Origin of the sequence: Anaeromyxobacter dehalogenans 2CP-1 (assembly GCF_000022145.1) — a bacterium.
In the GTDB taxonomy this organism is placed as follows: domain Bacteria; phylum Myxococcota; class Myxococcia; order Myxococcales; family Anaeromyxobacteraceae; genus Anaeromyxobacter; species Anaeromyxobacter dehalogenans.
This window is the reverse complement of the sequence record NC_011891.1, coordinates 5003791-5029329: the sequence shown is the minus strand read 5'-3', so window position 1 is coordinate 5029329 and position 25539 is coordinate 5003791. Positions and strand designations below refer to the sequence as shown.

The following is a 25539-nucleotide window of genomic DNA, read 5'->3' as shown; positions in this document are numbered from 1 at the left end:
AAACCTTGACATCGCGCGAGCGATCGGGGAGTTTGCCGCGCCATGAAGCGGACTTATCAACCGAAGAAGCAGCGGAGGAACCGCACCCACGGTTTCCTCAAGCGTTCCAAGACCCCCGGCGGACGAAACGTCCTGAAGAGCCGGCGCGCCAAGGGCCGCAAGCGCCTCACCACGCGCGCGCCGAAGAAGTAGCGGCCGAGGTGAGGCTGCCGAAGGCGGCGCGGCTGCGGCGTCGCCGAGAGTTCGTCCAGGTCCAGCAGCACGGCAGGCGGCTGTACTCCGGAGACGTGCTCGTTCTCGCGCTCGTCTCCGGATCGCCCCGGCCGAGGATCGGGATCACGGTGTCCTCGAAGGTTGGAAACGCCGTCGAGCGGAACCGCGTGAAGCGCTGGGTCCGAGAGGCCTGGCGTGAGATCCGCCCCGAGCTCCCCCCCGTCGATCTGGTCGTCATCGCCCGCCCCGCCGCGTTGCAGATGGGCGTGGACGGCGCGCGCCGTGCGCTCGCCGCGGCCGGCCGCGCGCTCCGCTCGGCGCCGGGAGGCAGCCCGTGATCCGGGCGGCCCTGGTGCTGCTCGTCCGCATCTACCAGCGGCTCGTCTCGCCGCTCCTGCCGCCCGCCTGCCGCTTCTACCCGTCCTGCTCCGCATACGCGGTCACCGCCCTCCAGCGCCACGGCGCGCTGCGAGGCTCGTGGCTGACCGTGCGCCGCCTTTGCCGTTGCCACCCGTTCCACGCCGGGGGTGTCGACCCGGTGCCGGAACTGACCCCTAAGAGGTAGACCTTGGGTCCTGACAATCGCCGAATCCTCCTCGCGACCGTGCTGTCGGTCGGCATCCTGATCCTCTGGCAGGTGATCTTCCCGACCAAGAAGGCGCCGCCGAAGCCCGCCCACCCGCCGGCCGCGGAGGTCGCGAAGCCGGCCGCCCCCGCGTCGCCCGCCCCGGGGGCCGCCGCGCCTGCGGTGCCCGCGCCGCCCCCGGACGCGCCGGAGGAGACGGTGACGCTCGCCGGGAAGGGCTTCGAGGCGACGCTCACCACCTACGGCGGCGCGCTGAAGAGCCTCCGGCTCGAGGGCGACAAGTTCCGCAAGCAGGAGAAGGACCGCGAGGTGCAGATCGACCTGGTCCACGTGACCAGCGGCCAGCCCTACCCGCTCTCGCTCTCGGCCTCGCCCGAGCTGGGCGGCGCGGTGGACGTGGCGGCCGATCCGGGGGCGCGCGCGCCCATGCGGATCGTGGCGAACGACGCGTCGTCGGTGACGTTCGAGGGCCGCGTCGGCAATCTCGCCGCGCGGAAGACGTTCCGCGTGACCGGCAAGCCCTACGAGCTCGCGCTCGACGTGGAGCTGAGCGGCGGCGCCGGCAGCGGCACCGTGGGCGTGCTCTACCCCGCGTTCATGCCGCCCGACACGAAGAGCGGCGGCATCTTCTCCGGCCCGCCGCTCGACTTCGTGCGGCCGGTCTGCCGCGCGGGCACCACCACCGAGCGGTTCGACCTCGCCAAGGAGGGCGCGCCGGAGAAGCTCGAGGGCCAGGTCTCCTGGGCCGGCGTGGACCAGCACTACTTCGTGGCGGCGGTGCTGCCGGCCGAGCCGATCGGCACCTGCACGTTCGTGCGCGGGCCGGTGAAGGGCGCAGGGCTCGCGGCGGTGGCGGTGCCGGTGGAGGGCGGCGCGCGCAAGCTGTCGCTCACCGTGTACGCGGGCCCGAAGGACCTCGACACGCTGCGCGGCTACGGGCGCGGCTTCGAGAGCGCCATCGACTACGGGGCGGTCGCGAAGTTCTTCGCGCTGTTCGCGCGCGGCCTGCTCTACGTGATGCGCTGGCTCGAGGCGATCGTCCGGAACTGGGGCGTCGCCATCATCCTGCTGACGGTGCTCGTCCGCCTGGTGCTGTTCCCGCTCACGTACAAGTCGATGCAGTCGATGAACGAGATGCGGAAGCTGCAGCCGGAGATCGAGAAGCTGAAGGCGAAGTTCGGCGACGACCGCGAGAAGATGAACCTCGCGGTGATGCAGCTCTACCAGAAGCACAAGGTGAACCCGCTCGGCGGGTGCCTGCCGATGCTGCTGCAGATGCCGGTGTGGTTCGCGCTCTACGCGGCGCTGCAGACCTCGGTCGAGCTGTACCGCGAGCCGTTCCTGTGGATGAAGGACCTCACCGCGCACGACCCGTACTTCATCCTCCCCATCGCCATGGGCATCTCGAGCTTCGTGATGCAGAAGCTGTCGCCGCAGCCGGCCGACAACGCCCAGGCGAAGATGATGCTCTACTTCTTCCCTGGGTTCTTCACGGTCATCATGCTGTTCGTCCCGGGCGGGCTGACGCTCTACATCTTCGTCAACAACCTGCTCTCGATCGTGCAGCAGCAGCTCATGATGAAGCACCAGCAGGCGGCGCCCGCGCCGGCCGCCGGGAAGTAGCGGAGGAGCCATGGACGAGAGGCAGCCGAGGGAGGGCGCGCCGCCGCCGCGCGAGGCGCCGGAGAAGGTGGCCGCCGCCCGGTCGTTCCTTGAGGAGCTGTTCCGGCGCATGGGCGGCGAGGTGGCGATCGAGGTGAAGGAGACGCCGGAGGCCATCGGCGTCGCCCTCACGCCCGCCGCGGGCAATGCGCTCGAGCTCTCGTCCGCGCTGGTGGAGGCGGCGCAGGTCCTCGTGAACCGGGTGGCGAACCCGCGGGCGGAGGGTCGCAAGTGGGTGAACCTCGACGTGGGCGGCTTCCGCGAGGAAGGCGACCCGGCGGTCGAGGCCATGGCGGCGCGGCTGGCCGCGGCCGCGGTGCGGATGGGTCAGGTGCTGGCCATCGCGCCCATCAGCCCGCGCGAGCGGCGGCAGATCCACCTCGCGCTGGTCGCGAGCGGAGAGGTCTCGACGCGCAGCGAGGGCGAGGGGATCTTCCGCCAGCTGCTCGTCATCCCCGCGAAGCGCGGGGCGCAGGGGTAGCCCTTGGCGAAGGAGAAGACCCGAGAGGAGAAGCTCTTCTCCGCGGCGGTGCTGCGGCGCTCCTTCGCGCTGCAGGACGAGCAGTACCGGGACGGCTTCAAGTTCGTCTACGAGGGCGTCCTGCGCGATCTCGGGCTCGAGGACGCCGACGTCGAGGCGTTCCTCGGCGAGCACCTCGCCGAGGTGGACGCGGCCATCGGCCGGCGGGGCCGGAAGGCCTAGCCGCCGCCATGGATTCGGCCTTCCACGAGGCGCTGGCGAGCGGGATCGAGGCGCTCGGGCTGCCAGTGGACGAAGCGGCGCGGGCGCTCCTCGAGCGCTACGCGGATCGCCTCCTCGCCTGGAACCGGAAGGTCAACCTCACCGCCATCACCGCGCCGGCGGAGCTCGCCGAGAAGCACCTGGTGGACAGCCTGGTGCTCCTCCCGTTCCTGACCGGTGCCGGGACGCTGCTCGACGTGGGGAGCGGGGCCGGGCTGCCGGGCATCCCGCTCGCGTGCGCGCGCCGCGATCTGTCGGTCACCTGCTGCGACGGCGTGGCGAAGAAGATCGCGTTCGTGAAGGCCGTGTCCGCGGAGCTCGACCTGCCGGTCCGCGGGGTCGCGGTGCGTGCGGAGGGCGAGCCGGAGCGCGAGGGGTTGCCGCGCGCGGACGCGGTGGTGTCGCGGGCGCTCGCCGAGCCCGACCGCTGGGTGCCGGTCGGCGCGCGGTACCTGGCGGAGGGCGGCACGCTGTTCGCGATGCTCGGCCGCGAGGTGGATCGCGCCGGGCTCGAGGCCGCCGGCGCGGCCGAGGGGCTGACGCTCGTCGGCCTGGACGTGTACGAGCTGCCCGTCTCGCACGCCGCCCGGGCGGTCGCCCGCTGGCAGCAGCGCTAGCGGGGCCGAGCAGCGGCGTTCGCCGGACTTCCCCGGCAGGACTCGATGTTCCACGTGGAACGGCGGCGACGCCGGGCCCCGGTGTGTTCCACGTGGAACAGCGCCCCGCCGGATGCCCCCCCGGCGCGAACGTTCCACGTGGAACGCCCCGGTGTCAGAGGGCTGGGGCATGGTCCCTCGGCACCGTCCCGAACCGGGACACCGGAACCGCAACCGAGGGAACTCTTCTTGGACGAGACGTCGGCTGGGGGCATCGCCCCCCTGGAAGCAGGACGAATGGGCCGCATCCTCACCATCGCGAATCAGAAGGGCGGGGTCGGCAAGACCACCACCGCCGTCAACCTGGCCGCGTCGCTCGCGGCCGCGGAGCACCGGACGCTGCTCGTGGACGTGGACCCGCAGGGGAACGCCGGCAGCGCGCTCGGCATCCGCCGCGACGAGTCGGAGAAGTCCATCTACGAGGTGCTGCTCGACGACCAGCCGCTGTCGGAGGCGGTCCGCAAGACCGAGCTCAAGTTCCTCGACCTCGTCCCTGCCTCGCGTCACCTGGTCGGCGCCGAGCTGGAGCTGGCGGAGCTGGACGCGCGCGAGTCGCGCCTGAAGCGCGCCGTGGACACGCTCGCGCCGAGCTACGAGTACGTGGTCATCGACTGCCCGCCGTCGCTCGGTCTGCTCACGCTGAACGGCCTGGTGGCCGCACAGGGCGTCATCATCCCGCTCCAGTGCGAGTACTACGCGCTCGAGGGGCTCGCCGACGTGCTGAAGACGATCGAGCTCGTGCGCGCCGCCGCGAACCCGGGCCTGACCGTGGACGGGATCGTCCTCACCATGTTCTCGCCCAACAACCTCGCGAACCAGGTCGCGGACGAGATCCGGAAGACCTTCGCGAGCCAGGTGTTCCAGACCGTGATCCCGCGGAACGTGCGGCTCTCCGAGGCGCCCAGCCACGGGAAGCCCATCCTGCTCTACGACGTCACGTCGAAGGGGTGTCAGAGCTACCTCGAGCTCGCGCGCGAGGTCGCTGCCCGCTTCGGCGCGGAGGGAGGTCTCGCGTGAGCATCGCCGAGAAGCGCCGCCCCGCCCTCGGGCGCGGCATGGCCGCCCTGCTGTCCAACGCCCCGCCCCCGCCCAGCGCGGCGGCGGCGCCCGCGCCCGCCATCCCGGGCCGGACGCTCCTCACGCTCCCGGTCGAGGCCATCGAGCGAAACCCGGAGCAGCCTCGCAAGCGGTTCGAGGACGCGAAGCTCGAGGAGCTGGCGGCCTCCATCCGCCAGCACGGGATCGTCGAGCCGATCCTGGTGCGCAAGGACGGCGGACGGTACCGGATCCTGGCCGGCGAGCGCCGCTGGCGCGCCGCCCAGCGCGCCGGGCTGAAGGAGGTCCCGGCGGTCCTCCGCGAGGCGACCGATCGCGAGGCGTTCGAGCTCGCGCTCGTCGAGAACCTGCAGCGCGCCGACCTGAACGCGATCGAGGAGGCGGAGGCCTACGAGGTCCTGCAGGCGGACCACGGGCTCACGCAGGAAGCCATCGCGACCCGCGTCGGCAAGGAGCGCTCCACCGTCGCGAACGCGCTCCGGCTGCTGAAGCTGCCGGAGGACGTGCGCGAGTCGGTCCGGGGTGGCCAGCTCGACATGGGCCACGCCCGCGCCCTGCTCGGCCTCGAGGACGGCGAGGCGATCCGGAAGATCGCGCAGCGGGCCATCCGCGAGGGGCTGTCGGTGCGCGCCACCGAGGCGCTCGTACGGAGCCTCTCCAAGAAGCCGCCGAAGGCGGGGCCCAGCGATGCGCCCGCCGACAGCCCGGCGATCCGCGACCTTGCGCACCGGCTGCAGCGCCGGCTGGGCGCGCGGTGCCGCGTCGTCCCCAAGTCTGCGGTCGCCGGGAAGCTCGAGGTTGAATACACCTCCCTCGACGAACTCGACGGAATACTGGCAAAGATCGGAGCGTAACAGTAGGGTTCGACGTCCCCGGTTCAAGGGACGTCGAGCCTGGGCCGGCGACGGCCGATCCAGTACCACTGTGAGGAAGGATGTCCTTCTGGAGCAAGCTGAGGGAGGACGCGCCGTCTGACGGTGCGTCCGGCCCGGCTGAAGACACGCCCACGAAGCCATCGAGGAACGAGGAGCCGCATTCCATGGCCATGCTGAAGCGCGAAGAACTCACCTCCATCCCGGCCGCGTCCGGCGATCTCAACGCCCTGCTGGGCCGCGGCTCGGAGTTCGAAGGGAAGCTCACCTTCGAAGGCACCGTCCGCATCGACGGCAAGTTCACCGGCACCATCGTCACCAACGACGTGCTGGTGGTTGGCGAGGGCGCCAAGGTGTCCGCCGAGATCACCTGTGGCACGGTGATCGTCCACGGCGAGATCAACGGCAACGTCCGCGCGAAGAACGCGGTCGAGCTGCACCATCCCGCCAAGATGCGGGGCAACATCGAGGCCCCGTCGCTCATGGTCGAGAAGGGCGTCATCTTCGAGGGTCAGTCGAAGATGGAGGCGCTCGACAAGACCGCGTCGAAGCCCGCCCCGGCCCCGGCCGTCGCCGCCGTCAAGCCGTAACGCGACGCGTCACGTCGTGGGCAAAAAGGAAAGCGGGCTCCGGAGACGGGGCCCGCTTTTCGTTTGCCGAGGGCGGTGTGCGATCCCGCGCATCGCGGGGCGCAGGCCCGTCCGCGCGGCGAAGCCGCGCCCGCGGAGGCGGGCGCGCGAGGTCACGGGCCCCGCGCAGCAGGAGTGGGGCCCCGACGGCTCGCCGGCGGGGCGAGGGCGCAGCCCTCGCGGAGAACCCCCAGCCCCGTGAGATCGCTCAGGTGATCTTCACCTGGATCGCGCGCGGCTTCGCCTCGGCGCGCTTCGGCAGCGTCACCGCCAGCACCCCGTTCCTCGCCTCGGCGCGGATGTGCTCCGCGTCCACGGTGCTCGGGAGCGTGAAGGAGCGGGTGAAGGTGCCGTAGCCGAGCTCGACGCGGTGGTAGTTCTCGCGCTTCTCCTCGTGCTCGAGCTTCCGCTCGCCCCGCAGCGTCAGCACGCCGTTCTCGAAGCGGACCTCGACGTCCTTCGGATCCACCCCAGCCAGCTCGAAGCGGAGCGCCACTGCCTCCTCGTCCTCGTAGATGTCGCACGCGGGCGTCCAGCCCACCGACTCGCCGGCGCGGAACAGGCGGTCATCACCGAACATGCGGCCCATCTCGTCCTGCAGCCTCGCCAGGTCTCGGAAGGGCTCGAATCTGGTCAGCATCGCCATGATTTTTGACCTCCTTTTCAGGCGCGGGGAACGTAAGTCGACGGGTGCGGGTGTCAATCGAGGCCCGAACCCCGCGAAAGTCCACGGGGTAAAGCCGGGACGTACTTGACCGGGGCGCCTGCGACATGCTACGCAGCGCGTCCTCTTATGCTCATGGGTTCCATCGCCCGCCGGTACGCCCGGGCGCTCTTCAGCCTCGCCGTCGAGCAGGGTCGCGTCGAGCCCTGGAACGACGCGCTCCAGGTGCTGAAGAACGCCGTCGAAGGCTCCCCCGATCTGCGCGACGTCCTGTCCAACCCGGTCTACTCGAAGGAGCAGCGCCGGGCCATCGTGGAGAAGCTGGCCTCTGCGCTGAAGCTCGAGCGCGAGCCGGCCAACCTCCTCTTCCTGCTCGGCGACCGGAACCGCCTCGCCTACCTGGCGGCGGTGGTGGACACCTTCCGCTCGCTCGCCGATCAGCACCTCGGCCGCCTCCGCGCCCGGGTCACCTCGGCGGTGCCCCTCGACGCCTCGGCCGCCCAGGCCATCGCCGACCGGCTCTCGAAGGCCACGAACGCGAAGGTCCTGCTCGACCGCGCGGTGGACCCGTCGCTCCTCGGCGGCGTGATCGCCCAGGTCGGCAGCCTGGTCTACGACGGATCCGTGCGGACCCAGCTCGAGGACCTCCGCAAGACCTTGAAGCAGTAACGAACTCGCTCCCCACACAGCATCGCCCCGGAGAACCGATCCGATGGAAATCCGCGCCGACGAGATCAGCCGCATCATCCGCGAGCAGATCAAGGATTACGGGAAGAAGGTCGAGGTCGCCGAGACCGGCTCGATCCTGAGCCAGGCGGACGGCGTCGCCCGCATCTACGGCCTTGCCGGCGCCGCCGCCGGCGAGCTCCTCGAGTTCCCGGGCGGGATCCGCGGCCTGGTCCTCAACCTCGAGGAGGACAACGTCGGTGCCGCCATCATGGGGCCGTACGAGCACATCCGCGAGGGCGACCCGGTCAAGCGGACCGGCCTCATCGCCGAGGTGCCGGTGGGCGAGGAGCTGCTCGGGCGCGTGGTGGACGGCCTCGGCAACCCGATCGACGGGCGCGGGCCGCTGAACGCGAAGCACCACCGCAAGATCGAGATCAAGGCCCCCGGCATCGTGAAGCGCAAGTCGGTGCACGAGCCGATGCAGACCGGCCTGAAGGCGATCGACGCGCTCGTGCCCATCGGCCGCGGCCAGCGCGAGCTCATCCTGGGGGATCGCCAGACCGGCAAGACCGCCGTGGCGATCGACACCATCCTCAACAACAAGGGCAACAACCTCTATTGCTTCTACGTCGCCATCGGCCAGAAGCAGTCCACCGTCGCGCGCGTGGTCGACACGCTCAAGAAGTACGGCGCGATGGAGTACACGACGGTCATCTCCGCCAGCGCCTCCGACCCCGCCCCGATGCAGTACCTCGCGCCGTACACCGGCGTGACCATGGCGGAGTACTTCCGCGACTCCGGCCGCCACGCGCTCATCATCTACGACGACCTGTCGAAGCAGGCCGTCGCGTACCGTCAGCTCTCGCTGCTCCTCCGCCGCCCGCCGGGCCGCGAGGCGTATCCGGGCGACGTGTTCTACCTCCACAGCCGTCTGCTCGAGCGCGCCGCCAAGCTCTCCGACAAGGAGGGCGCCGGCTCGCTGACCGCGCTCCCCATCATCGAGACGCAGGCCGGCGACGTGTCGGCGTACATCCCGACGAACGTCATCTCCATCACCGACGGCCAGATCTTCCTCGAGTCGAACCTGTTCTACCAGGGCGTCCGGCCGGCGATTAACGTCGGCATCTCGGTGTCCCGCGTCGGCGGCTCCGCGCAGATCAAGGCCATGAAGCAGGTGGCCGGCTCGCTGAAGCTCGACCTCGCCCAGTACCGCGAGCTGGCCGCGTTCGCGCAGTTCGGCTCCGACCTCGACAAGGCCACCCAGGAGACGCTGGCCCGCGGCGAGCGCCTGGTCGAGCTGCTGAAGCAGGGCCAGTACGCGCCGCTCTCGGTCGAGAAGCAGGTCATCCAGATCTACGCCGGCACGCAGAAGGACACCGACGGCCAGAACTGGATCCGCGCGGTCCCGACCGAGCAGGTGGTCCGCTACATGCGCGAGCTCATCGAGTTCCTCGACGCGCGCCACCCCGGCATCGCCAAGGCGATCGCCGAGAAGAAGGCGCTCGACGACGGCATCCGCAAGGACCTCGACGCCGCGCTCCGGGAGTTCGCCGGCATCTTCAAGATCGAGGGCTAGCCGCCCGAGGAGACGAGGCTCCCGTGCCTTCCCTTCGCGACATCCGCAACCGCATCGGCTCGGTCCGCTCGACGCGGCAGATCACCAAGGCCATGAAGATGGTGTCCGCGGCGAAGCTGCGCCGCGCCCAGGACGCCGTCCTCAAGACCCGCCCGTACGCGGTCCTGCTGGACCAGACCCTCTCCCGGCTGGCGGCCCGCGCCGCCGCCGAGGAGCAGGTGGCGCACCCGCTGCTCGCCCCGCGCGCCCAGCGCACCGCAGAGGTGGTGGTCGTCACCAGCGACCGCGGCCTGGCCGGCGGCTTCAACTCCAACATCTGCCGCTTCGTCCAGCGCTTCCTCACCGAGAACGCCGACCGCTTCGAGCGGATCGCGCTCTCCACCGTGGGGAAGAAGGGCCGCGAGTACTTCAAGGCCCGCCGGCTCGACATCCGCAAGGACTACACCGGCGTCCACGCGAACCTCGCCTACGAGAAGGCCGAGGCGCTCGCGCGCGAGGCCACCGAGCGCTACCTCGCCGGCGAGGTGGACGCGGTGTTCCTCGCCTACAACGAGTTCAAGAGCGCCATCTCCCAGAAGCAGGTGGTGGTGCAGCTGCTCCCCATCGACACCTCGGCCGCCGGCGCGGACGCGACCGGCATCGACTTCAAGTACGAGCCCTCCCGCGAGGCGCTGCTCGCCGAGCTCCTGCCCCGCCACGTGGCGATGCAGGTGTGGCGCGCGCTGCTCGAGTCCGCCGCGTCGGAGCACGGCGCGCGGATGAGCGCGATGGAGTCGGCGACCAAGAACGCCGAGGAGATGATCGCGTCGCTCAGCCTCCAGTACAACCGGGCGCGCCAGGCCTACGTGACGAAGGAGCTCATGGAGATCGTGGGCGGCGCCGAGGCGCTCAAGTAACGGTCCCCGAAAGGAAGACATGGCCACCGCTACGAACGTTGAGAACGGCAGGATCACGCAGGTCATCGGCCCGGTGGTGGACGTCGAGTTCCCGCCCGGCGCGCTGCCCGACATCTACACCGCGCTCAAGGTGACGAACCCGGGCGTGGACGACCGCCAGGACAACCTCGTCATCGAGGTCTCGCAGCACCTCGGCGAGAACACCGCGCGCTGCATCGCGATGGACTCCACCGACGGCCTGGTGCGCGGCATGCCGGTGAAGAACACCGGCGCCCCCATCGCCGTGCCGGTGGGCAAGGAGGTGCTGGGCCGCATCCTGAACGTGGTGGGCGAGCCGGTGGACGAGCGCGGCCCGGTGGCCGCGACCCGGACGCTGCCCATCCACCGCGCGGCCCCGCTGCTCACCGACCTCAACGTGAAGGTCGAGGCGTTCGAGACCGGCATCAAGGTCATCGACCTGCTCGCCCCGTACCTCCGCGGCGGCAAGATCGGCCTGTTCGGCGGCGCGGGCGTGGGCAAGACCGTGCTGCTGATGGAGCTCGTGAACAACGTCGCGAAGAAGCGCGGCGGCTTCTCGGTGTTCGGCGGCGTGGGGGAGCGGACCCGCGAGGGCAACGACCTCTACCACGAGATGATCGAGGCGGGCGTCATCAACAAGGACGACCTGTCGAAGAGCCAGTGCGTGCTGGTGTACGGGCAGATGAACGAGCCGCCCGGCGCCCGCGCCCGCGTCGCCCTCTCGGCGCTCACCGTGGCGGAGTACTTCCGCGACGTCGAGAACCGCGACATGCTGCTCTTCATCGACAACATCTTCCGGTTCACTCAGGCCGGCTCCGAGGTGTCCGCGCTCCTCGGCCGCATCCCGTCGGCCGTGGGTTACCAGCCCACGCTCTCCACCGAGATGGGCGAGCTGCAGGAGCGCATCACCTCCACGCAGAAGGGCGCCATCACCTCGGTGCAGGCCATCTACGTGCCCGCCGACGACCTCACCGACCCGGCGCCGGCGACCGCGTTCGCGCACCTCGACGCCACCACGGTGCTGAACCGCAAGCTCACCGAGATCGGCATCTACCCCGCGGTGGACCCGCTCGACTCCACCTCGCGAATCCTCGATCCGAACGTGGTCGGCCAGGAGCACTACGCCGTGGCCCGCGCGGTCCAGGAGACCCTGCAGCGCTACAAGGACCTGCAGGACATCATCGCCATCCTCGGCATGGACGAGCTCTCCGAGGACGACAAGCTCACCGTGGCGCGCGCCCGCAAGATCCAGCGCTTCCTCTCCCAGCCCTTCACCGTCGCCCAGCAGTTCACCGGCAACCCGGGCAAGTACGTCGAGCTCCCCGACACGATCCGCGGCTTCAAGGAGATCGTCGACGGCAAGCACGACGACCTGCCGGAGCAGGCGTTCTACATGGTCGGCGGGATCGAGGAGGCGGTGGAGAAGGCCAAGAAGCTCACCGCGGGGTAACCGATGGCGCTCACGCTCGACATCGTCACCCCGGAGAAGCGGGTCCTCTCGGTCCAGGTGGACGAGGTCCGCGCGCCCGGCGTGCAGGGCGGGTTCGGCGTCCGGCTGAACCACGAGCCCTTCATGACCGCGCTCGAGCCCGGCCGGCTCACCTACGTCGAGGGCGGGCGGGAGCACCACTACGCCGTCGGCGGCGGGTTCCTGCAGGTCGCCGACAACCGCGTCATCGTGCTCGCCGACACCGCCGAGGCGGCCGGCGAGATCGACGTGGACCGCGCCCGCAAGGCCTTCGAGGACGCGCAGAACCGGCTGCTCCAGCTCACCGAGCAGGACGAGAGCCACTCGGCCGAGTCCGCGCGCGTGCGCCGCGCCGCGGCCCGGCTCACGGTCGCGGGCCGCTAGGCGACGCGAACAGGCTTCCCACGGCGGGGAAGGCGCTCCGGCGCCTTCCCCGTCGCCGTTTCAGGGCCGCTTCCGGCGCGCGCCGCCCCGCCCGAGCCGCACGGTACGTGAATCCGCCGCCTCGCGGCCGCGGCGCCGCGCCCGCCCCGCCGCAGCGCGGCAAACGCATTGAATCTCCAAGGGGAATCGGATAAAAGCACCCCTTCCAGCGGAGCGGCCCCACGCGCTCCGCCGCCGCCTGGCCGCGAGCCCGCCGATGCCCGAAGACACCCTGCCCCCGACCCCTCCCGACGCGCCCGCGCCTCCCCCGCCTCCGGCGCCGCCGCCCGGGGGCCCGCAGGTCAACATCGAGCAGGAGATGCGCAAGTCGTATCTCGACTACTCGATGTCGGTGATCATCGGCCGCGCGCTGCCCGACGTGCGCGACGGCCTGAAGCCGGTGCACCGCCGCGTGCTCTACGCGATGCACACCGAGGGGCTGCACCACAACAAGCGCTACTCCAAGTGCGCCGGCGTCGTGGGCGAGGTGCTGAAGAAGTACCACCCGCACGGCGACGCCTCGGTCTACGACGCGCTGGTGCGCCTCGCGCAGGACTGGAACCTGCGCTACCCGCTCATCGACGGCCAGGGCAACTTCGGCTCGGTGGACGGCGATCCCGCCGCGGCCTACCGCTACACCGAGTGCCGCCTGGAGCGGCTCTCCGACCACCTGCTCGCCGACATCGACAAGGAGACGGTCGACTGGGGGCCGAACTTCGACGAGTCGATCCTCGAGCCGCGCGTCCTCCCCACCCGCTTCCCCAACCTGCTGGTGAACGGGTCGGCCGGCATCGCGGTGGGCATGGCCACCAACATCCCGCCCCACAACATGGGCGAGGTGATCGACGCGGCCGTCCACCTCATCGAGAACCCGAAGGCCACCGTCCTCGACCTGATGCGCTTCATCCCGGGGCCGGACTTCCCCACCGCCGGGTTCATCCACGGCCGGGACGGCATCCGCGCCGCCTACGAGAAGGGCCGCGGCACGATCCAGGTGCGCGCGCGCACGGTGGTCGAGATCCACCCGAAGACCGAGCGCGAGACCATCGTCGTCACCGAGATCCCGTACCAGGTGAACAAGGCGAAGCTGGTCGAGCACATCGCCGAGCTGGTGCGCGAGAAGCGGATCGAGGGCATCAGCGACCTGCGCGACGAGTCCTCGCGCGAGGGCATGCGCATCGTCATCGAGCTGAAGCGCGACGCGATGGCGCAGGTGGTGCTGAACAACCTGTACGCGCACACGCAGATGCAGATGGGCTTCGGCGTGATCATGCTCGCCATCGACGGCGGGCAGCCGCGCATCCTGACGCTGAAGGAGATGCTGGAGCGCTTCGTGGCGCACCGCCGTGACGTGGTCACGCGGCGGACCCGCTACGAGCTGCGCAAGGCGCGCGAGCGCGAGCACATCCTGCTCGGCTACCAGATCGCGCTCGACCACATCGACGAGATCATCGAGCTCATCAAGAAGGCGAAGGACCGCGACGCCGCCCGCGACGAGATGATGGCGCGGTTCGCGCTGTCCGAGCTCCAGGCGAAGGCCATCCTGGAGATGCAGCTCCAGCGCCTCACCGGCCTGGAGCGCCAGAAGATCCTGGACGAGCTGGCCGAGGTGCAGAAGCTCATCACGCGCCTGAAGGAGATCCTCGCGTCCGAGAAGGTGCTGATGGACGTCATCGTCGGGGAGCTGAAGGAGGTGAAGCAGCTCTTCGCCGACGAGCGCCGCACCGAGATCCAGGGCGAGGCCTCCGACCTCTCCACCGAGGACCTCATCGCCGAGGAGGAGATGGTCGTGACCGTCTCGCACCTCGGCTACGTGAAGCGGAACCCGGTGTCGCTGTACCGCGCGCAGAAGCGCGGCGGGCGCGGCAAGACCGGCGCCGCCACCCGCGACGAGGACTTCCTCGAGAGCCTGTTCGTCGCCTCGACGCACAGCTACCTGCTCGTCTTCTCCGACAAGGGGAAGGTGTACTGGCTGAAGGTCCACGAGATCCCGCCCGCCGGCCGGACGGCCAAGGGCAAGCCCATCGTGAACCTGGTGCAGCTCGCGCCCGGCGAGAAGGTCGCGGCGATCCTGCCGGTGCGGCGGCTGCCCGAGCCGCCCGGCGCCGCCGACGAGGCGGCCGAGGGCGAGGGCGCCGAGGTCGAGAAGGCGGAGGAGGCGACGCCGCCCGGCACGCCCGCGTTCGTGTTCATGGTCACGCGCAAGGGGCTCATCAAGAAGACCCGCCTCGAGCAGTTCGCGCGCCCGCGCGCGGCCGGGATCATCGCGCTCGGCATCGAGGAGGGCGACGAGCTCATCGCGGCGCGCCTCACCGACGACCGCAGCCACATCCTGCTCTCCACCGCGCGCGGCATGGCCATCCGCTTCGAGGAGTCCGACGTCCGGCCCATGGGCCGCACCGCCTACGGCGTGAAGGGCATCACGCTCGAGGCCGGCGACGAGGTGGTCGCCGGCGCGGCCATCCCGGCGGCCGCAGAGGGCGAGCAGGCGCACACCGTCCTCACCGTCACCGCGAACGGCTACGGCAAGCGCACCGAGCTTGCCGAGTACCGGGTGCAGACCCGCGGCGGGAAGGGGCTCATCACCATCAAGACCACCGAGCGGAACGGCCCGGTGGTCGCGGCGGCCCCGGTCGGCGACGCCGAGGAGGTGATGCTCATCACGAACGGCGGCATGCTCATCCGCATGCCGGCGCGCGGCATCAGCGTCATCGGCCGGAACACGCAGGGCGTCCGGCTCATCACGCTCGAGTCGAAGGAGGAGCAGGTGGTGGGCGTGGCCCGCGTGGCCGAGACCACCCCCGAGGCCGAGGAGGCGGGCGTGCGCGAGGAGCCGGAGGGCGCCGCGCCGGTCGAGACCGCGCCGGAGGACGGCGGCGACGCCGGCGACCCCTCGGGCGAGGGCGGCGAGGGCGGGGAAGGGCCGGAGGAGCAGGGGTGAGCTCCGCCCGGTCCCGCTGGGCCGCCGGCGCGCTCGCCGCGGCGCTGCTCCTCGGCTGCGGCTCCGCCGAGCGCAAGCTCGAGGCGGCCACCGCGCGCCGCCACGCCGGCGATCCGCGCGGCGCGCTCGCCGGCTACCAGCAGCTCCTCGCCGACCTGGGCGAGGGGCAGCTCGGGAACGCCGACGCCGAGGTGCGCTGGAAGGCGCTCAAGTTCGCGGGCGACGTCTCGTACCTCGAGCTGGGCGACTACCCGAGCGCCCTCGCCTACTACCGCCGCATCATCTCGCTCCACCCGGGCGGCCCGGAGGCGCACGAGGCGCGCGGCCGGCTCGGCGACATCTTCCGCGACCGCTACGGCGACCACCTCGCCGCCATCACCCAGTACGCCGACGTGGCCGGCTCCGACTCGCCGGACGCGCCGCGGTACCAGCTCGAGGTGGCGCACGAGTACCTGGCGCTGAAGCGCTGGGAGCAGGCGCGCACCGAGGCGCGCATCCTGCGCGAGAAGTGGCCCACCCACGAGCTGGCCGACGAGGCGCAGCTGCTCACCGGGCAGTCCTGGGCGCTGGAGCGGCGGGACGAGGAGGCGCTGGGCGCGTTCCAGGCGCTGGTGGACCGGCGCTCGCGCCCGGACGTGAAGGCGCGCGCGCTCGAGGCGCAGGCGCAGATCCACGCGCAGTCCGGCGACCTCGACCGCGCGCTCGAGCTGTACGCGCTCGCGCTGCCGGGGCACCCGAACCCGGACGCGATCCGGACCAACATCGAGGCGGTGCGCGAGCGGCGCGCGCGGGCGGGAACGGCCCGGCCCGGCGACCGCGCCGCGGCGTTCGACAAGGGGTCGGCGAAGTCCGCCCCGCGGGAGGGACCATGAAGACCGAGCTGTCGCAGAAGCTGTTCGAGAAGGCGAACGACCTGTTCCCGGGGGGCGTGAACAGCCCGGTGCGCGCGTTCAAGGGCGTGGGCGGCACGCCGCGCTTCATCTCGCGCGCGAAGGGCTCGCACATCTTCGACGTCGACGGGAACGACTACGTCGACTACGTGCTGTCCTGGGGCCCGATGATCGTCGGGCACTGCCACCCCGAGGTGATGCGCGAGGTGCAGGACGCGATGAAGGAGGGCTCCTCCTTCGGCGCGCCGTCGCCGCGCGAGATCCTGCTCGCCGAGCTGGTGCGCGAGCGGATGCCGTGGGTGGAGAAGATGCGCTTCGTGTCCTCCGGCACCGAGGCCACCACCTCGGCCATCCGGGTGGCGCGCGGCTTCACCGGGCGCGACGACATCGTGAAGTTCGACGGCTGCTACCACGGCGCGGGCGATCCGCTGCTGGTGAAGGCCGGCTCGGGCGTCGAGACGCTCGGCCTCCCCGACTCGCCCGGCGTGCCGGCGGACGTGGCCCGTCACACGCTGACGGCGCCGTACAACGACCTCCCCGCGCTCGAGAAGGTGTTCGAGGCGAAGGGTGCGTCCATCGCCGCGGTGATCCTCGAGCCGGTGGTCGGGAACATGGGCGTGCTCGTCCCCCGCCCCGGCTTCCTCCAGGGCGTCCACGACCTCTGCAGGAAGCACGGCGCGCTCTACATCGTGGACGAGGTGATGACCGGCTTCCGCCTCTCCTCCGGCGGCGCCTGCGGGCTGTACGGCCTGCGGCCCGACCTCGTCACCTTCGGCAAGGTGATCGGCGCCGGCCTGCCGGTGGGCGCGTTCGGCGGCCGTCGCGACGTGATGGACCGGGTGGCGCCCGCCGGGCCCATCTACCAGGCGGGCACGCTCTCCGGGAACCCGATGGCCATGGCCGCCGGGCACGCCGCGCTGAAGCTCATGACCGAGGCGGCCTACCGGAAGCTGGAGGCGCTCTCCGCCGCGCTCGCCGAGGGCCTCCAGGCCGCGGCCGCCGAGGCGAACGTGCCCGTGCAGGTGAACCGGGTGGGCTCGATGCTGACCGTCTTCTTCTCGGACAGGCCGGTGTTCGATGCCGCGAGCGCGCGCGCCTGCAACACCCGCCGGTTCGGCGCGTTCTTCCACGCCATGCTCGAGCACGGCGCCTACCTGCCGCCCTCGCAGTTCGAGGCGGCGTTCCTCTCGACCGCCCACACCGACGACGACGTGGCGCGCACCGTGGCCGCGGCGCGCCTGGCCTTCGCCGAGGCGGCGAAGGTGGCCTGACGTTGGGGGAGCTCGACCCGCTCCTCTCCGATCGCTTCGCGGCGTTCGAGGGGATCGCCTACCTCGACGCCGCGAACCAGGGCCCGCTCCCGCTCTCCGCCTCGCGCGCCGGGCGCGAGGCGCTCAAGCTGAAGGAGCAGCCCTGGCGCATCGGCCCGCGCACCTACGTGAGCGCGGTGGACGAGGTCCGCGCGCTCGCGGCCCGCCTGCTCGGCGCCCGCGAGGAGGCCGTCGCCATCGCGACCGGCGCCGGGCAGATCGTGAACGCGGTGGCGCGCGGGCTCGAGCTCGCCGAGGGCGACGAGCTCCTCGTGGCCCGCCACGAGTACCCTTCGAACGACTTCCCCTGGCGCTGGCTCGCCCGGCGCGGCGTGCGGGTGCGGGTGGTCGAGCCGGACCACGCGAGCGGCGCGGTCTCGGCCGCGCGGCTCGCCGCCGAGATCGGTCCGCGGACGCGGGTGGTGGCGTTCGCCCACGTCTCGTACCTGCACGGCGGCCGCATCGATCCCGGACCGGTGGTGGAGGCGGCGCGCAGGGCCGGCGCGCTCACGGTGGTGGATGGCAGCCAGGCGGCGGGCGCCCTGCCGTTCGACTTCGGCGGCTCGGGCGTGGACGTCTACGCGGCCGCCGCCTACAAGTTCCTGCTCGGACCCTACGGCACCGCGCTCGGCCTGTTCTCCTCCGCCGCGCTGGATCGGCTGGCGGTGGGCGACCTCAACTGGTGGGCGGTGAAGGGCTCGGAGGACTTCGAGCACCTGCCCACCGCGCCGGAGCTGAAGCCCGGCGCCCGGCGCTACGACGCCCACCAGACCGCGAGCTTCAACAACCTGCTTCCGCTGGCCGAGTCGCTGCGCCTCGTGCTCGAGGCCGGGCCGGCCCGGATCCAGGCCCACGCCCGGGCGCTCGGCGATCGGCTGCTCGCGGCCCTGCCCCCGGGGTGGGAGGCGGCGAGCCCGCTCGCGCCCGAGGCGCGCAGCCACCTCGTGTGCCTGCGGGCCATGGCCGGCGCGGCCGCCACCGAGGCCGGCCAGGACGCGCTCCGCGCGGCGCGGGTCTGGACCTCGCTCAGGGGCGGCAGGATCCGCGTCGCGCCGCACCTTTACAGCACCCCCGACGACGTGGACCGCCTGGCGGCGGCCCTCCCGCCGGCGATGTGACGCGGGATGGCTCCGGGCGGGGGTCGCGGCCATTGACGCCGCCGGTCCCGCCTGCTATACGGGCGTGCCCTTCGGCTCGCCGAAACGTCGGTAACCTCCGGTGATTCCGGGGACGAGGGGCGGAGGCGCGCAGTGCCGGGACCGAGCGATCGAGAGCGCCGGGATCCGGAGACGAAGGGGCTCTCGAACCTTGCGGAGGGCTATCGCAAGGCGGCGCCGTACATGGGCGCCTCCACCACGCTGGTCGCCTCCATCGGGCTGTTCGCCTGGGCCGGCCACTGGCTGGACGGGAAGCTGGGGAACGAGACGCCGTGGTTCCTGCTCCTCGGCTCGCTGCTCGGGATGGTGGGCGGGTTCGTCAGCTTCTTCAGGACCGTACTCGGATCGGGGAAGAAGGACCGTTGAGTTGAAGCACCCGCTCGTCACCGCCGCCTTCGCCGCCGCGTTCGTCGCGCTCGCGCTCGCCTCCGGGGCGTACCGCCGTGGCGCGCTGGTGGGCGCCTCGATCTCCGGCCTGACCGCGCTCGCGTCCATCGTCGCGATGGCGCGGTTCGCGCGCGGGTCGAAGCCGGTGCAGCGGGCGCTCGCGGTGATGGCCTCCGCGTTCCTCGTCCGCATCCTCCTCGTCGCGCTCGGGACGGTCGCCATCGCGCGCGCGGGCGAGAGCATCTACGCCTTCGTCGTCGCCTTCTTCGTGCCCTACTTCGTCTTCAGCGCCATCGAAGGCGCCTTCGTCCACTCGCTCAACCGAGGAACGGGAACGACCGCATGACCGCCGCCACGCTCGTCACGCTCGCCCTCAGCCTCTCGCTCGCCCAGCACGACGCCGCGCCCGCGCCGGCCGCCGCCCCGGTCGAGCAGCACGGCGCGCCGGCCCCCGAGGCCGCCGCCCCCGACGCCCACGCCGCCCCGGCGGGCGAGCACGGCGCCGCCGTCGAGGCGCATGCCGCCGCCGCCGGCGAGCACGGCGACGCCGCCGGTCACGAGGGTGGCCACGACGAGAGCCTGGGCGCGGTGATGATGCACCATGTCACCGACGGCTACGTGATCGAGCACCCCGGCTTCTGCCACGGCGCCCTCGCCTGGAACTGCGAGTGGGATCTCCGCGAGACGTTCGGCGACGCGCTCAGGTTCGGCGCGCTCGACATGACGCCCACCAAGCACGTCATGATGATGTGGTTCGCCTCGGCGCTGCTGCTCGTGGTGGTGCTCGCCGCGGTCCGCAAGAAGAGCCTGGTGCCGCGCGGCCTCTACAACTTCATCGAGGTGCTGGTCGCGTTCGTCCGGAACGAGATCGCCGTGAAGAACATCGGCGAGCGGGACGCGGACCGCTTCGTCCCGTACCTCGTCACCGCCTTCTTCTTCATCCTGTTCCTGAACCTGTTCGGCCTCATCCCGTTCTCGGCCACCGCCACCGCGAACCTCTCGGTCACGGTCGCGCTCGCGCTCTTCACGTTCCTCATCACGCAGTACGCCGCCATCCGCGCCATGGGCGTGGGCGGCTACCTCGCCCACCTCACCGGCGGCGTGCCGAAGTCGCTCGCGCCGCTGTGGATCATCATGATCCCGGTCGAGTTCCTGGGCCTGTTCACGAAGCCCTTCGCCCTCACCGTCCGTCTCTTCGCCAACATGGTGGCGGGCCACTTCGTGATCCTGGCGCTGCTCGGCCTCATCTTCGCGCTGGGCACGCCCTGGGTGGCGTTCGGCTCGGTGCCGATGGCCCTCGGCATCTTCCTGCTCGAGCTCTTCGTGGCGTTCGTGCAGGCCTACATCTTCACCATGCTCTCCTCGCTGTTCATCGGCGCCGGCCTGGTCCACCACGGCGACGACCACGGGCACGCGGAGGAGCACGGTCACGCCGGGCCCGGCATGGGCTCGGAGCACGGTTCACACGTGGCGGGGGCGTCCCCCGGCCATGGGTAGTCGAGCGCGGTAAGCGCCCCGGGAAACGAGCGGCCCGGCAACACCGCCCACGCAGCATCGGAGAACGCAGCCATGACCTCTTTCGCCCTCGCGTACCTGTCCGCCGGCTTCGGCGCCGGCCTCGCCGTCCTCGGCGCCGGCCTCGGCATCGGCAAGCTCGCCGCCGCCGCCATGGAGGGCTCGGCCCGCCAGCCGACCGCCGCCGGTGACATCCGGACCTCGATGATCATCGCCGCCGCCCTCATCGAAGGCGCGACGCTGTTCGCCATCGTGGTCTGCCTCCTCCTCGCCCTCGCCAAGTAACCGCTCCGCGATCCGCGGAGCCCAGCGTCCCCTGGGAGTGACTGCCATGGCCTCCTTCCTCTCGCCGGTCCCGGTGCTCGCCGCCGGCGGCATCGCCGACATCAACCCCGGCCTCACGCTCTGGACCGCCATCACGTTCCTCGTGATGCTCGCGGTGCTCGCGAAGTTCGCGTGGGGGCCGATCGTCAAGATGCTGGCCGAGCGCGAGCGCTCGATCCGCGAGGCCATCGACTCGGCCAAGAAGGAGCGGGCCGAGGCGGAGCGGCTGCTCGCCGCGCAGAAGGAGTCGCTCGCGAAGGCCCAGCGCGAGGCCGCCGAGCTGGCGCGCCGCAACCAGCAGGAGGTGGAGGTGCTCCGCCAGGAGCTCACCGCCAAGGCGCGCAAGGAGGCGGACGACCTGGTGGCCGAGGCGCGCCGCCAGATCGCCGAGGAGCTGGTGAAGGCCAAGGCCGAGCTCAAGGCGCAGGTGGTGGATCTCGCCATCGACGCCGCCTCGCGGCTGGTGAAGGCGAACCTCGACGAGAAGGCCCAGCGGGCGCTCGTCGAGGAGTACATCGCGCAGCTCCCGGCGAACCGCGCGGCCTAGGCCGCGCCGGTTCCCGAGCTCGCATCGCGCTCCGGCGGGCCCCCGCGTCCGCCGGAGCGTTTTCGTTTCTTGCGGGATAGAGAGAGCAGGACATGGGCCTCTCCATCGGCATCGTCGGCCTCCCCAACGTCGGGAAGTCCACCCTCTTCAACGCGCTGCTCGGCGCCGCGCAGGCGGCGGCCGCCAACTACCCGTTCTGCACCATCGAGCCGAACGTGGGGGTGGTGCCGGTGCCGGACGCGCGCCTCGACGCGCTCTCGGCCCTGTTCAAGCCGAAGAAGACCACCCCGACCACGCTCGAGTTCGTGGACATCGCCGGCCTCGTCGCCGGCGCGTCCAAGGGCGAGGGGCTCGGCAACCAGTTCCTCGCGAACATCCGCGAGGTGGACGCGATCGCCCACGTGCTGCGCTGCTTCGAGGACCCCGACGTCGTGCACGTGGCCGGCAAGGTGGACCCGCGCGGCGACCGCGACGTGGTCGAGACCGAGCTCATGCTGAAGGACCTCGACTCGGTCGAGAAGAAGCGCGAGCGCGCGCTCAAGAACACCAAGGCCGCCGGCAAGGCCGGCGAGCTGGCGAAGCTCGAGGTGGCGGCGCTCGACCGGGTGAAGGCGGGGCTGGAGGCGGGCACGCCGGTGCGCGCGCAGCCGCTCTCCGATGACGACCGCGCCGCGGTGAAGGACCTGTTCCTGCTCACCTCGAAGCCGGTGCTGTACATCGCGAACGTGGACGAGTCGCAGCTCGGCAAGGAGGCCACCGACCCGAGCATCCTGGCGGTGAAGGCGCTCGCGGACGCCGAGGGCGCGCCCATGGTGGAGATCTCCGGCAAGGTGGAGTCCGAGCTGGTGGAGCTGGCGCCGCCGGAGCGCGCCGAGTACCTCGCCTCGCTCGGCCTCGAGGAGCCCGGCCTGCACCGCCTCGTGCACGCCGGCTACCGGCTGCTCGGCCTCATGACCTACTTCACCTCCGGCGAGGACGAGTGCCGCGCCTGGACGGTGCGGCAGGGCTCGCGCGCGCCGCAGGCGGCGGGCGTCATCCACACCGACTTCGAGAAGGGCTTCATCAAGGCCGAGGTCATCCGCATCGAGGACCTCCTCGAGCTGAAGACCGAGGCCGCGTGCCGCGAGAAGGGCAAGCTGCGCATCGAGGGGAAGGACTACGTCGTCCAGGACGGCGACGTGATGCACTTCAGGTTCAACGTCTGACGGGGTGATCTGACGGGGCTGCGCCCCGCCCCACGGAGCGGAGCTCCGCGGGGCCCCACCCTGCTGCGCGGGCCCGTGACCTCGCGCGCCCGCCTGCGCGGGCACGCGCGAGGTCCCCGCGGGCGCGGCTTCGCCGCGCAACGCTCTGCTCGCTACCGCGCCGCCCGCGCGCGGACGTTCGCGATCCGCACGGCCAGCCGCAGCGCCGCGATCATCGAGGCGGCGCTCGCCTTGCCCTTGCCCGCGATGTCGTAGGCGACGCCGTGGTCCGGGCTGGTGCGGACGATGGGCAGCCCCAGCGTCACGTTCACCGCCGGATCCCCGCCCACCGCGTCGAGCAGCTTCACCGGGATGAGCCCCTGGTCGTGGTAGAGCGCGACCACCGCGTCGAACTCGCCCAGCGCGGCGCGGAAGAACACGGAGTCCGCCGGGAACGGGCCGACGGCGGGCGCGCCCGCGGCGCGGGCGGCCTCGAGCGCGGGCGCGAGCAGCCGCGACTCCTCGTCGCCGAAGGCGCCCTCCTCGCCGGCGTGCGGGTTGAGCGCGGCGAGCGCGAGGCGCGGCCGGGCGATGCCCAGGTCCTCGCGGAGCGCGCGGTGGGTGATGGCGAGCGTGTCGACGATGCGGGGGACGGTGAGCGCGCGCCGCAGCCGCGAGAAGGCCACGTGGTTCGTGACGAGCGCGATGCGGAGCCGGTCGCCGGCCAGCATCATCACCGAGCGGCGCGCGCCGCAGGCGGCCTCCAGCCACTCCGTGTGCCCCACGAACCCGGGCAGCGCCCGCGCCACCTGCGCCTTCGACACCGGCGCGGTGCAGAGCGCCGCCGCCGCGCCCTCGCGCACCGCGCGGAACGCGGCCGCCACGTAGGCGAGCTGGGCCGCGCCCGCCTCCGGCGCGGGGCGGCCGGGCCGGAGCTGGGCGGCGGGGAGCGCGGTGGTGGCGACGAGCGCGCCGCCGGGCGGCAGCGGCGCGCCGGGCTCGACCACCGGCAGGCCCAGGCCGCCGAGCGCGCGGGAGAGCACCCGGCGGTCGCCGAACACCAGCGGGACGAGCTCGCCGCGCAGCGCGCGCAGCGCGCCGGCGGTCACCTCCGGTCCGACGCCGGAGGGATCGCCCAGCGAGATGGCGATGCGGGGGCGGCCGGCGCGCGGGCGGGCCGCGGGGCTCACGGCCGCAGCTCGGGCAGCTTCACGTCGATGAGCGCGTCGCGCCGGAGCTCGGCCACGTACTGCTGCCGGTAGTTCTCGGCCTGCTCCTCGCCGAGCCGCTGCCGGATCTCGTCGCGCGCCTGCTCGAAGCTCTTGCCGCCGCCGCGCCGCCGCTCCTCGACCTTGAGGATGTGCACGCCGGGGCCCGCCTCCACCAGCCCGGACATCTCGCCGGTCTTCAGCGCGAACGCGGCGTCCTCGAGCGTCCGGTGGATGGTGCCGCGCTTCAGCCAGCCCAGCTCGCCGCCCTCCTCGGCGGACGGGCCGCGCGAGACGGCCTTCGCGACCGCGCCGAAGTCCTCGCCGGTCTTCAGCCGCTGCAGCACCCGCCGACCCTCGGCGCGCGCCTGCGCCTCGGCCTGCGCACCGCCGCCCTCGGCGAACGGGATGAAGATGTGTCGGACCCGCACCTCGTCCTCGCCGTCGAACTCCTGGGGGTGGGACTGGTAGTAGTTCCGCAGGTCCTCCTCGGAGGTCTTGATCTTGCCCGCCACCTTGTACTGGAGCAGCGAGAAGTTCTGCAGCTCGCGCCGGATGCGGGCCCGGTAGTCGGTCATGGAGTAGCCCTCGGAGGCGAGGGCGGACTCGAGCTGGGCGTCGGTGAAGCCGTTCTGCTTCTTCACGCCCTCGATGGCGTCGTCCACCTGCTTCTCGGTGACCTCGATCTCCAGCTCCTTCGCCTTCTCGGCGAAGAGCTTGTCGGAGACCACCTGGTCGAACGCGCGCCGGAGCGCGTCGGCGCGGGCCTTGTCGCGCGCCGGGCCGGCGGGGAGCGCGTCGGCGGCGGCCAGCCCGAGCGCGGCGGCGCGCTGCTCCAGCTCCTGCAGCGTCACCACGTCGCCGTTGACGATGGCCGCCACGCGGTCGAGCACGCGGCGCGGCTGGGCCGCGGCAGCCGGAGGCGGCGTCGCGGCCGGGGCGGCGGGCGCGGCGTTCGAGAGGGTGACGGCGAGGAGCGCGAGGGAGAGGTTCAAGGGGTCACCGCGGCGAGGGCCTTCTCGTCGATGTCGATCTGGGCGCGCTTGCGGAGGGCCTCGAGGTACTCCGCCTGCGCCCCGGCCCGCTTCTCGCGGCCGAGCTTCTCGGCGATCTCGGCGCGCGCCTGCTCCAGCGTGCGCCGTTGCGCCGGCTTCTTCTCCACCACCTTGAACAGGTGGAAGCCGTACGGGGACGGGGTGACGTCGGAGATCACGTTCACCGGCAGCGAGAAGCAGGTGTCGAACACCTCCGGGAACCCGGCGCCGCGCCCGATGAGGCCGAGGTCGCCGCCGCTCTTGCCCTCGGGGGCGATGGAGGACCGGCGCGCCACCTCGGCGAACGTCTGCGGGTTGCGGCGGAGCTTCTCGCGCACCTGGGCGGCCTCCTCGCGGCTCGCGACGACGATCTGGAGCACGTGCACCCGCTCCGGCTCCTGGAACTCGGCGCCGTGCTCCGCGTAGTAACGCTCGACCTCGGCGTCCACCACCTGGACCTGCGGGAACACCTCCTGCTCGAACAGGCGCTCCACCGTGAGCTGGTCCTTGAGGCGGGCCTTCAGCTCGGCCTGGCTGAGCCGCTCCTGCGCGAGCAGGTCGTCGAAGTGGGTGCCGGGGTACTCCGCCCGGAGGCGGAGGAAGGCCCGCTCGACCTGGTCCTGGCCGACGACGATCGAGCGGGCACGCGCCTGCTGCAGGAGCAGCGCGCGATCGACGAGGTCGTCGAGCACGCGCCGCCGCAGCACGTCGCCAGTGGCCTGGCCCTGGCCCTCCGCGCCCGCCTGCGCGTCGCGCAGCTCGCGCGCGACCGCGTCGGGGGCGATGGGCTCCCCGTTCACGACCGCCACCGCGCCGGGCGCGGGGCGCTCGCCGGAGCGCGCGCCGCCGCAGCGGCCGCAGCCGGCGGCGAGCGCGGTCGCGATCAGGATGGGCGCGAGGGCCGGGCGCACG

The 25539-nt window shown here is 72.0% G+C and carries 29 protein-coding genes; 25 read left to right on the top strand and 4 right to left on the bottom strand.

All coding sequences use genetic code 11. The annotated features are described in order from the left end of the window. Window positions 1-42 precede the first annotated feature (42 nt). The 10 genes from rpmH (at window position 43) to A2CP1_RS22655 (ending at window position 6377) form a co-directional block, all read left to right on the top strand. Window positions 43-192 (top strand): 50S ribosomal protein L34, encoded by a 150-nt coding sequence (gene rpmH, locus A2CP1_RS23130; RefSeq protein ID WP_011423406.1) that lies wholly within the window; start codon window positions 43-45, stop codon window positions 190-192. Between the two features lie 8 nt (window positions 193-200). Then, the gene (gene rnpA / locus A2CP1_RS22695; RefSeq protein WP_015935507.1) at window positions 201-551 is read left to right on the top strand and encodes a ribonuclease P protein component; all 351 of its coding nucleotides are present in this window, start codon (window positions 201-203) and stop codon (window positions 549-551) included. Further along, window positions 548-778, top strand: a complete 231-nt coding sequence (yidD, locus tag A2CP1_RS22690) for a membrane protein insertion efficiency factor YidD (RefSeq protein ID WP_012528441.1) — start codon at window positions 548-550, stop codon at window positions 776-778. The genes rnpA and yidD overlap by 4 nt, the downstream gene beginning before the upstream one ends. Window positions 779-781: 3 nt before the next feature. After that, window positions 782-2422, top strand: a complete 1641-nt coding sequence (gene yidC / locus A2CP1_RS22685) for a membrane protein insertase YidC (RefSeq protein WP_015935506.1) — start codon at window positions 782-784, stop codon at window positions 2420-2422. Between the two features lie 10 nt (window positions 2423-2432). Further along, window positions 2433-2942, top strand: a complete 510-nt coding sequence (locus tag A2CP1_RS22680) for a Jag family protein (protein ID WP_015935505.1) — start codon at window positions 2433-2435, stop codon at window positions 2940-2942. Between the two features lie 3 nt (window positions 2943-2945). Continuing rightward, window positions 2946-3164, top strand: coding sequence for a hypothetical protein (locus tag A2CP1_RS22675; protein ID WP_015935504.1), 219 nt, complete (start codon window positions 2946-2948; stop codon window positions 3162-3164). A gap of 8 nt (window positions 3165-3172) precedes the next feature. Next, complete coding sequence (gene rsmG / locus A2CP1_RS22670) at window positions 3173-3820, top strand: 16S rRNA (guanine(527)-N(7))-methyltransferase RsmG (RefSeq protein WP_015935503.1); 648 nt, start codon at window positions 3173-3175, stop codon at window positions 3818-3820. Between the two features lie 276 nt (window positions 3821-4096). Further along, window positions 4097-4876 (top strand): ParA family protein, encoded by a 780-nt coding sequence (locus A2CP1_RS22665; RefSeq protein WP_012528436.1) that lies wholly within the window; start codon window positions 4097-4099, stop codon window positions 4874-4876. Next, window positions 4873-5769 carry a ParB/RepB/Spo0J family partition protein gene (locus A2CP1_RS22660; protein ID WP_015935502.1) on the top strand — a complete coding sequence of 299 codons (897 nt, stop codon included), beginning with the start codon at window positions 4873-4875 and terminating at the stop codon, window positions 5767-5769. The genes A2CP1_RS22665 and A2CP1_RS22660 overlap by 4 nt, the downstream gene beginning before the upstream one ends. Before the next feature lie 185 nt (window positions 5770-5954). Next, entirely contained in the window at window positions 5955-6377 is a 423-nt protein-coding gene (locus tag A2CP1_RS22655) for a bactofilin family protein (protein ID WP_012528434.1), read from the top strand. A gap of 247 nt (window positions 6378-6624) precedes the next feature. Here A2CP1_RS22655 and A2CP1_RS22650 read toward each other — a convergent pair whose 3' ends face one another. Next, the gene (locus A2CP1_RS22650) at window positions 6625-7062 is read right to left on the bottom strand and encodes an Hsp20/alpha crystallin family protein (protein WP_015935501.1); all 438 of its coding nucleotides are present in this window, start codon (window positions 7060-7062) and stop codon (window positions 6625-6627) included. A 147-nt stretch (window positions 7063-7209) separates the two neighbouring features. Here A2CP1_RS22650 and atpH point away from each other — a divergent pair, with 147 nt between their 5' ends. From atpH to ychF, 15 genes are all read left to right on the top strand, one after another. Beyond that, window positions 7210-7749 carry an ATP synthase F1 subunit delta gene (gene atpH / locus A2CP1_RS22645; protein ID WP_015935500.1) on the top strand — a complete coding sequence of 180 codons (540 nt, stop codon included), beginning with the start codon at window positions 7210-7212 and terminating at the stop codon, window positions 7747-7749. A gap of 43 nt (window positions 7750-7792) precedes the next feature. Next, window positions 7793-9325: a F0F1 ATP synthase subunit alpha gene (gene atpA, locus A2CP1_RS22640; RefSeq protein WP_015935499.1), complete on the top strand. Its 1533-nt coding sequence runs from the start codon at window positions 7793-7795 to the stop codon at window positions 9323-9325. 23 nt (window positions 9326-9348) lie between these two features. Further along, a complete protein-coding gene (gene atpG, locus A2CP1_RS22635) occupies window positions 9349-10221 on the top strand; it encodes an ATP synthase F1 subunit gamma (RefSeq protein WP_015935498.1) in 873 nt (290 codons plus the stop codon). Window positions 10222-10240: 19 nt separating this feature from the next. Further along, window positions 10241-11689 (top strand): F0F1 ATP synthase subunit beta, encoded by a 1449-nt coding sequence (gene atpD / locus A2CP1_RS22630; protein WP_012528429.1) that lies wholly within the window; start codon window positions 10241-10243, stop codon window positions 11687-11689. 3 nt (window positions 11690-11692) lie between these two features. Beyond that, on the top strand, window positions 11693-12091 hold the full coding sequence (locus tag A2CP1_RS22625) for a F0F1 ATP synthase subunit epsilon (protein WP_015935497.1): 399 nt from the start codon (window positions 11693-11695) through the stop codon (window positions 12089-12091). A gap of 256 nt (window positions 12092-12347) precedes the next feature. Beyond that, entirely contained in the window at window positions 12348-15071 is a 2724-nt protein-coding gene (gene gyrA / locus A2CP1_RS22620; RefSeq protein WP_015935496.1) for a DNA gyrase subunit A, read from the top strand. Beyond that, window positions 15068-15943 carry a tetratricopeptide repeat protein gene (locus A2CP1_RS22615; RefSeq protein WP_015935495.1) on the top strand — a complete coding sequence of 292 codons (876 nt, stop codon included), beginning with the start codon at window positions 15068-15070 and terminating at the stop codon, window positions 15941-15943. The genes gyrA and A2CP1_RS22615 overlap by 4 nt, the downstream gene beginning before the upstream one ends. After that, a complete protein-coding gene (gene hemL / locus A2CP1_RS22610; protein ID WP_015935494.1) occupies window positions 15940-17232 on the top strand; it encodes a glutamate-1-semialdehyde 2,1-aminomutase in 1293 nt (430 codons plus the stop codon). The genes A2CP1_RS22615 and hemL overlap by 4 nt, the downstream gene beginning before the upstream one ends. A 2-nt stretch (window positions 17233-17234) precedes the next feature. Next, window positions 17235-18389 carry an aminotransferase class V-fold PLP-dependent enzyme gene (locus tag A2CP1_RS22605; RefSeq protein WP_015935493.1) on the top strand — a complete coding sequence of 385 codons (1155 nt, stop codon included), beginning with the start codon at window positions 17235-17237 and terminating at the stop codon, window positions 18387-18389. A 132-nt stretch (window positions 18390-18521) separates the two neighbouring features. Beyond that, window positions 18522-18794 (top strand): AtpZ/AtpI family protein, encoded by a 273-nt coding sequence (locus A2CP1_RS22600; RefSeq protein WP_015935492.1) that lies wholly within the window; start codon window positions 18522-18524, stop codon window positions 18792-18794. A gap of 1 nt (window position 18795) precedes the next feature. Continuing rightward, complete coding sequence (locus A2CP1_RS22595) at window positions 18796-19161, top strand: hypothetical protein (RefSeq protein ID WP_015935491.1); 366 nt, start codon at window positions 18796-18798, stop codon at window positions 19159-19161. Beyond that, a complete protein-coding gene (locus A2CP1_RS22590; protein ID WP_015935490.1) occupies window positions 19158-20312 on the top strand; it encodes a F0F1 ATP synthase subunit A in 1155 nt (384 codons plus the stop codon). Before A2CP1_RS22595 ends, A2CP1_RS22590 begins: the two co-directional genes overlap by 4 nt. Before the next feature lie 72 nt (window positions 20313-20384). Continuing rightward, window positions 20385-20615 (top strand): ATP synthase F0 subunit C, encoded by a 231-nt coding sequence (atpE, locus tag A2CP1_RS22585; protein WP_015935489.1) that lies wholly within the window; start codon window positions 20385-20387, stop codon window positions 20613-20615. Window positions 20616-20661: 46 nt separating this feature from the next. Beyond that, complete coding sequence (gene atpF / locus A2CP1_RS22580; RefSeq protein WP_015935488.1) at window positions 20662-21201, top strand: F0F1 ATP synthase subunit B; 540 nt, start codon at window positions 20662-20664, stop codon at window positions 21199-21201. A 92-nt stretch (window positions 21202-21293) separates the two neighbouring features. After that, window positions 21294-22406 (top strand): redox-regulated ATPase YchF, encoded by a 1113-nt coding sequence (ychF, locus tag A2CP1_RS22575; RefSeq protein WP_015935487.1) that lies wholly within the window; start codon window positions 21294-21296, stop codon window positions 22404-22406. A 152-nt stretch (window positions 22407-22558) separates the two neighbouring features. On the opposite strand, the gene pdxA is transcribed toward ychF, so the two are convergent. The 3 genes from pdxA to A2CP1_RS22560 are packed head-to-tail and all read right to left on the bottom strand — an operon-like array spanning window position 22559 to window position 25538. Next, entirely contained in the window at window positions 22559-23575 is a 1017-nt protein-coding gene (gene pdxA, locus A2CP1_RS22570) for a 4-hydroxythreonine-4-phosphate dehydrogenase PdxA (protein ID WP_015935486.1), read from the bottom strand. Then, window positions 23572-24588: a peptidylprolyl isomerase gene (locus A2CP1_RS22565; RefSeq protein ID WP_015935485.1), complete on the bottom strand. Its 1017-nt coding sequence runs from the start codon at window positions 24586-24588 to the stop codon at window positions 23572-23574. Before A2CP1_RS22565 ends, pdxA begins: the two co-directional genes overlap by 4 nt. Further along, window positions 24585-25538, bottom strand: a complete 954-nt coding sequence (locus tag A2CP1_RS22560; RefSeq protein WP_015935484.1) for a peptidylprolyl isomerase — start codon at window positions 25536-25538, stop codon at window positions 24585-24587. The genes A2CP1_RS22565 and A2CP1_RS22560 overlap by 4 nt, the downstream gene beginning before the upstream one ends. Between the last annotated feature and the right edge of the window lies 1 nt (window position 25539).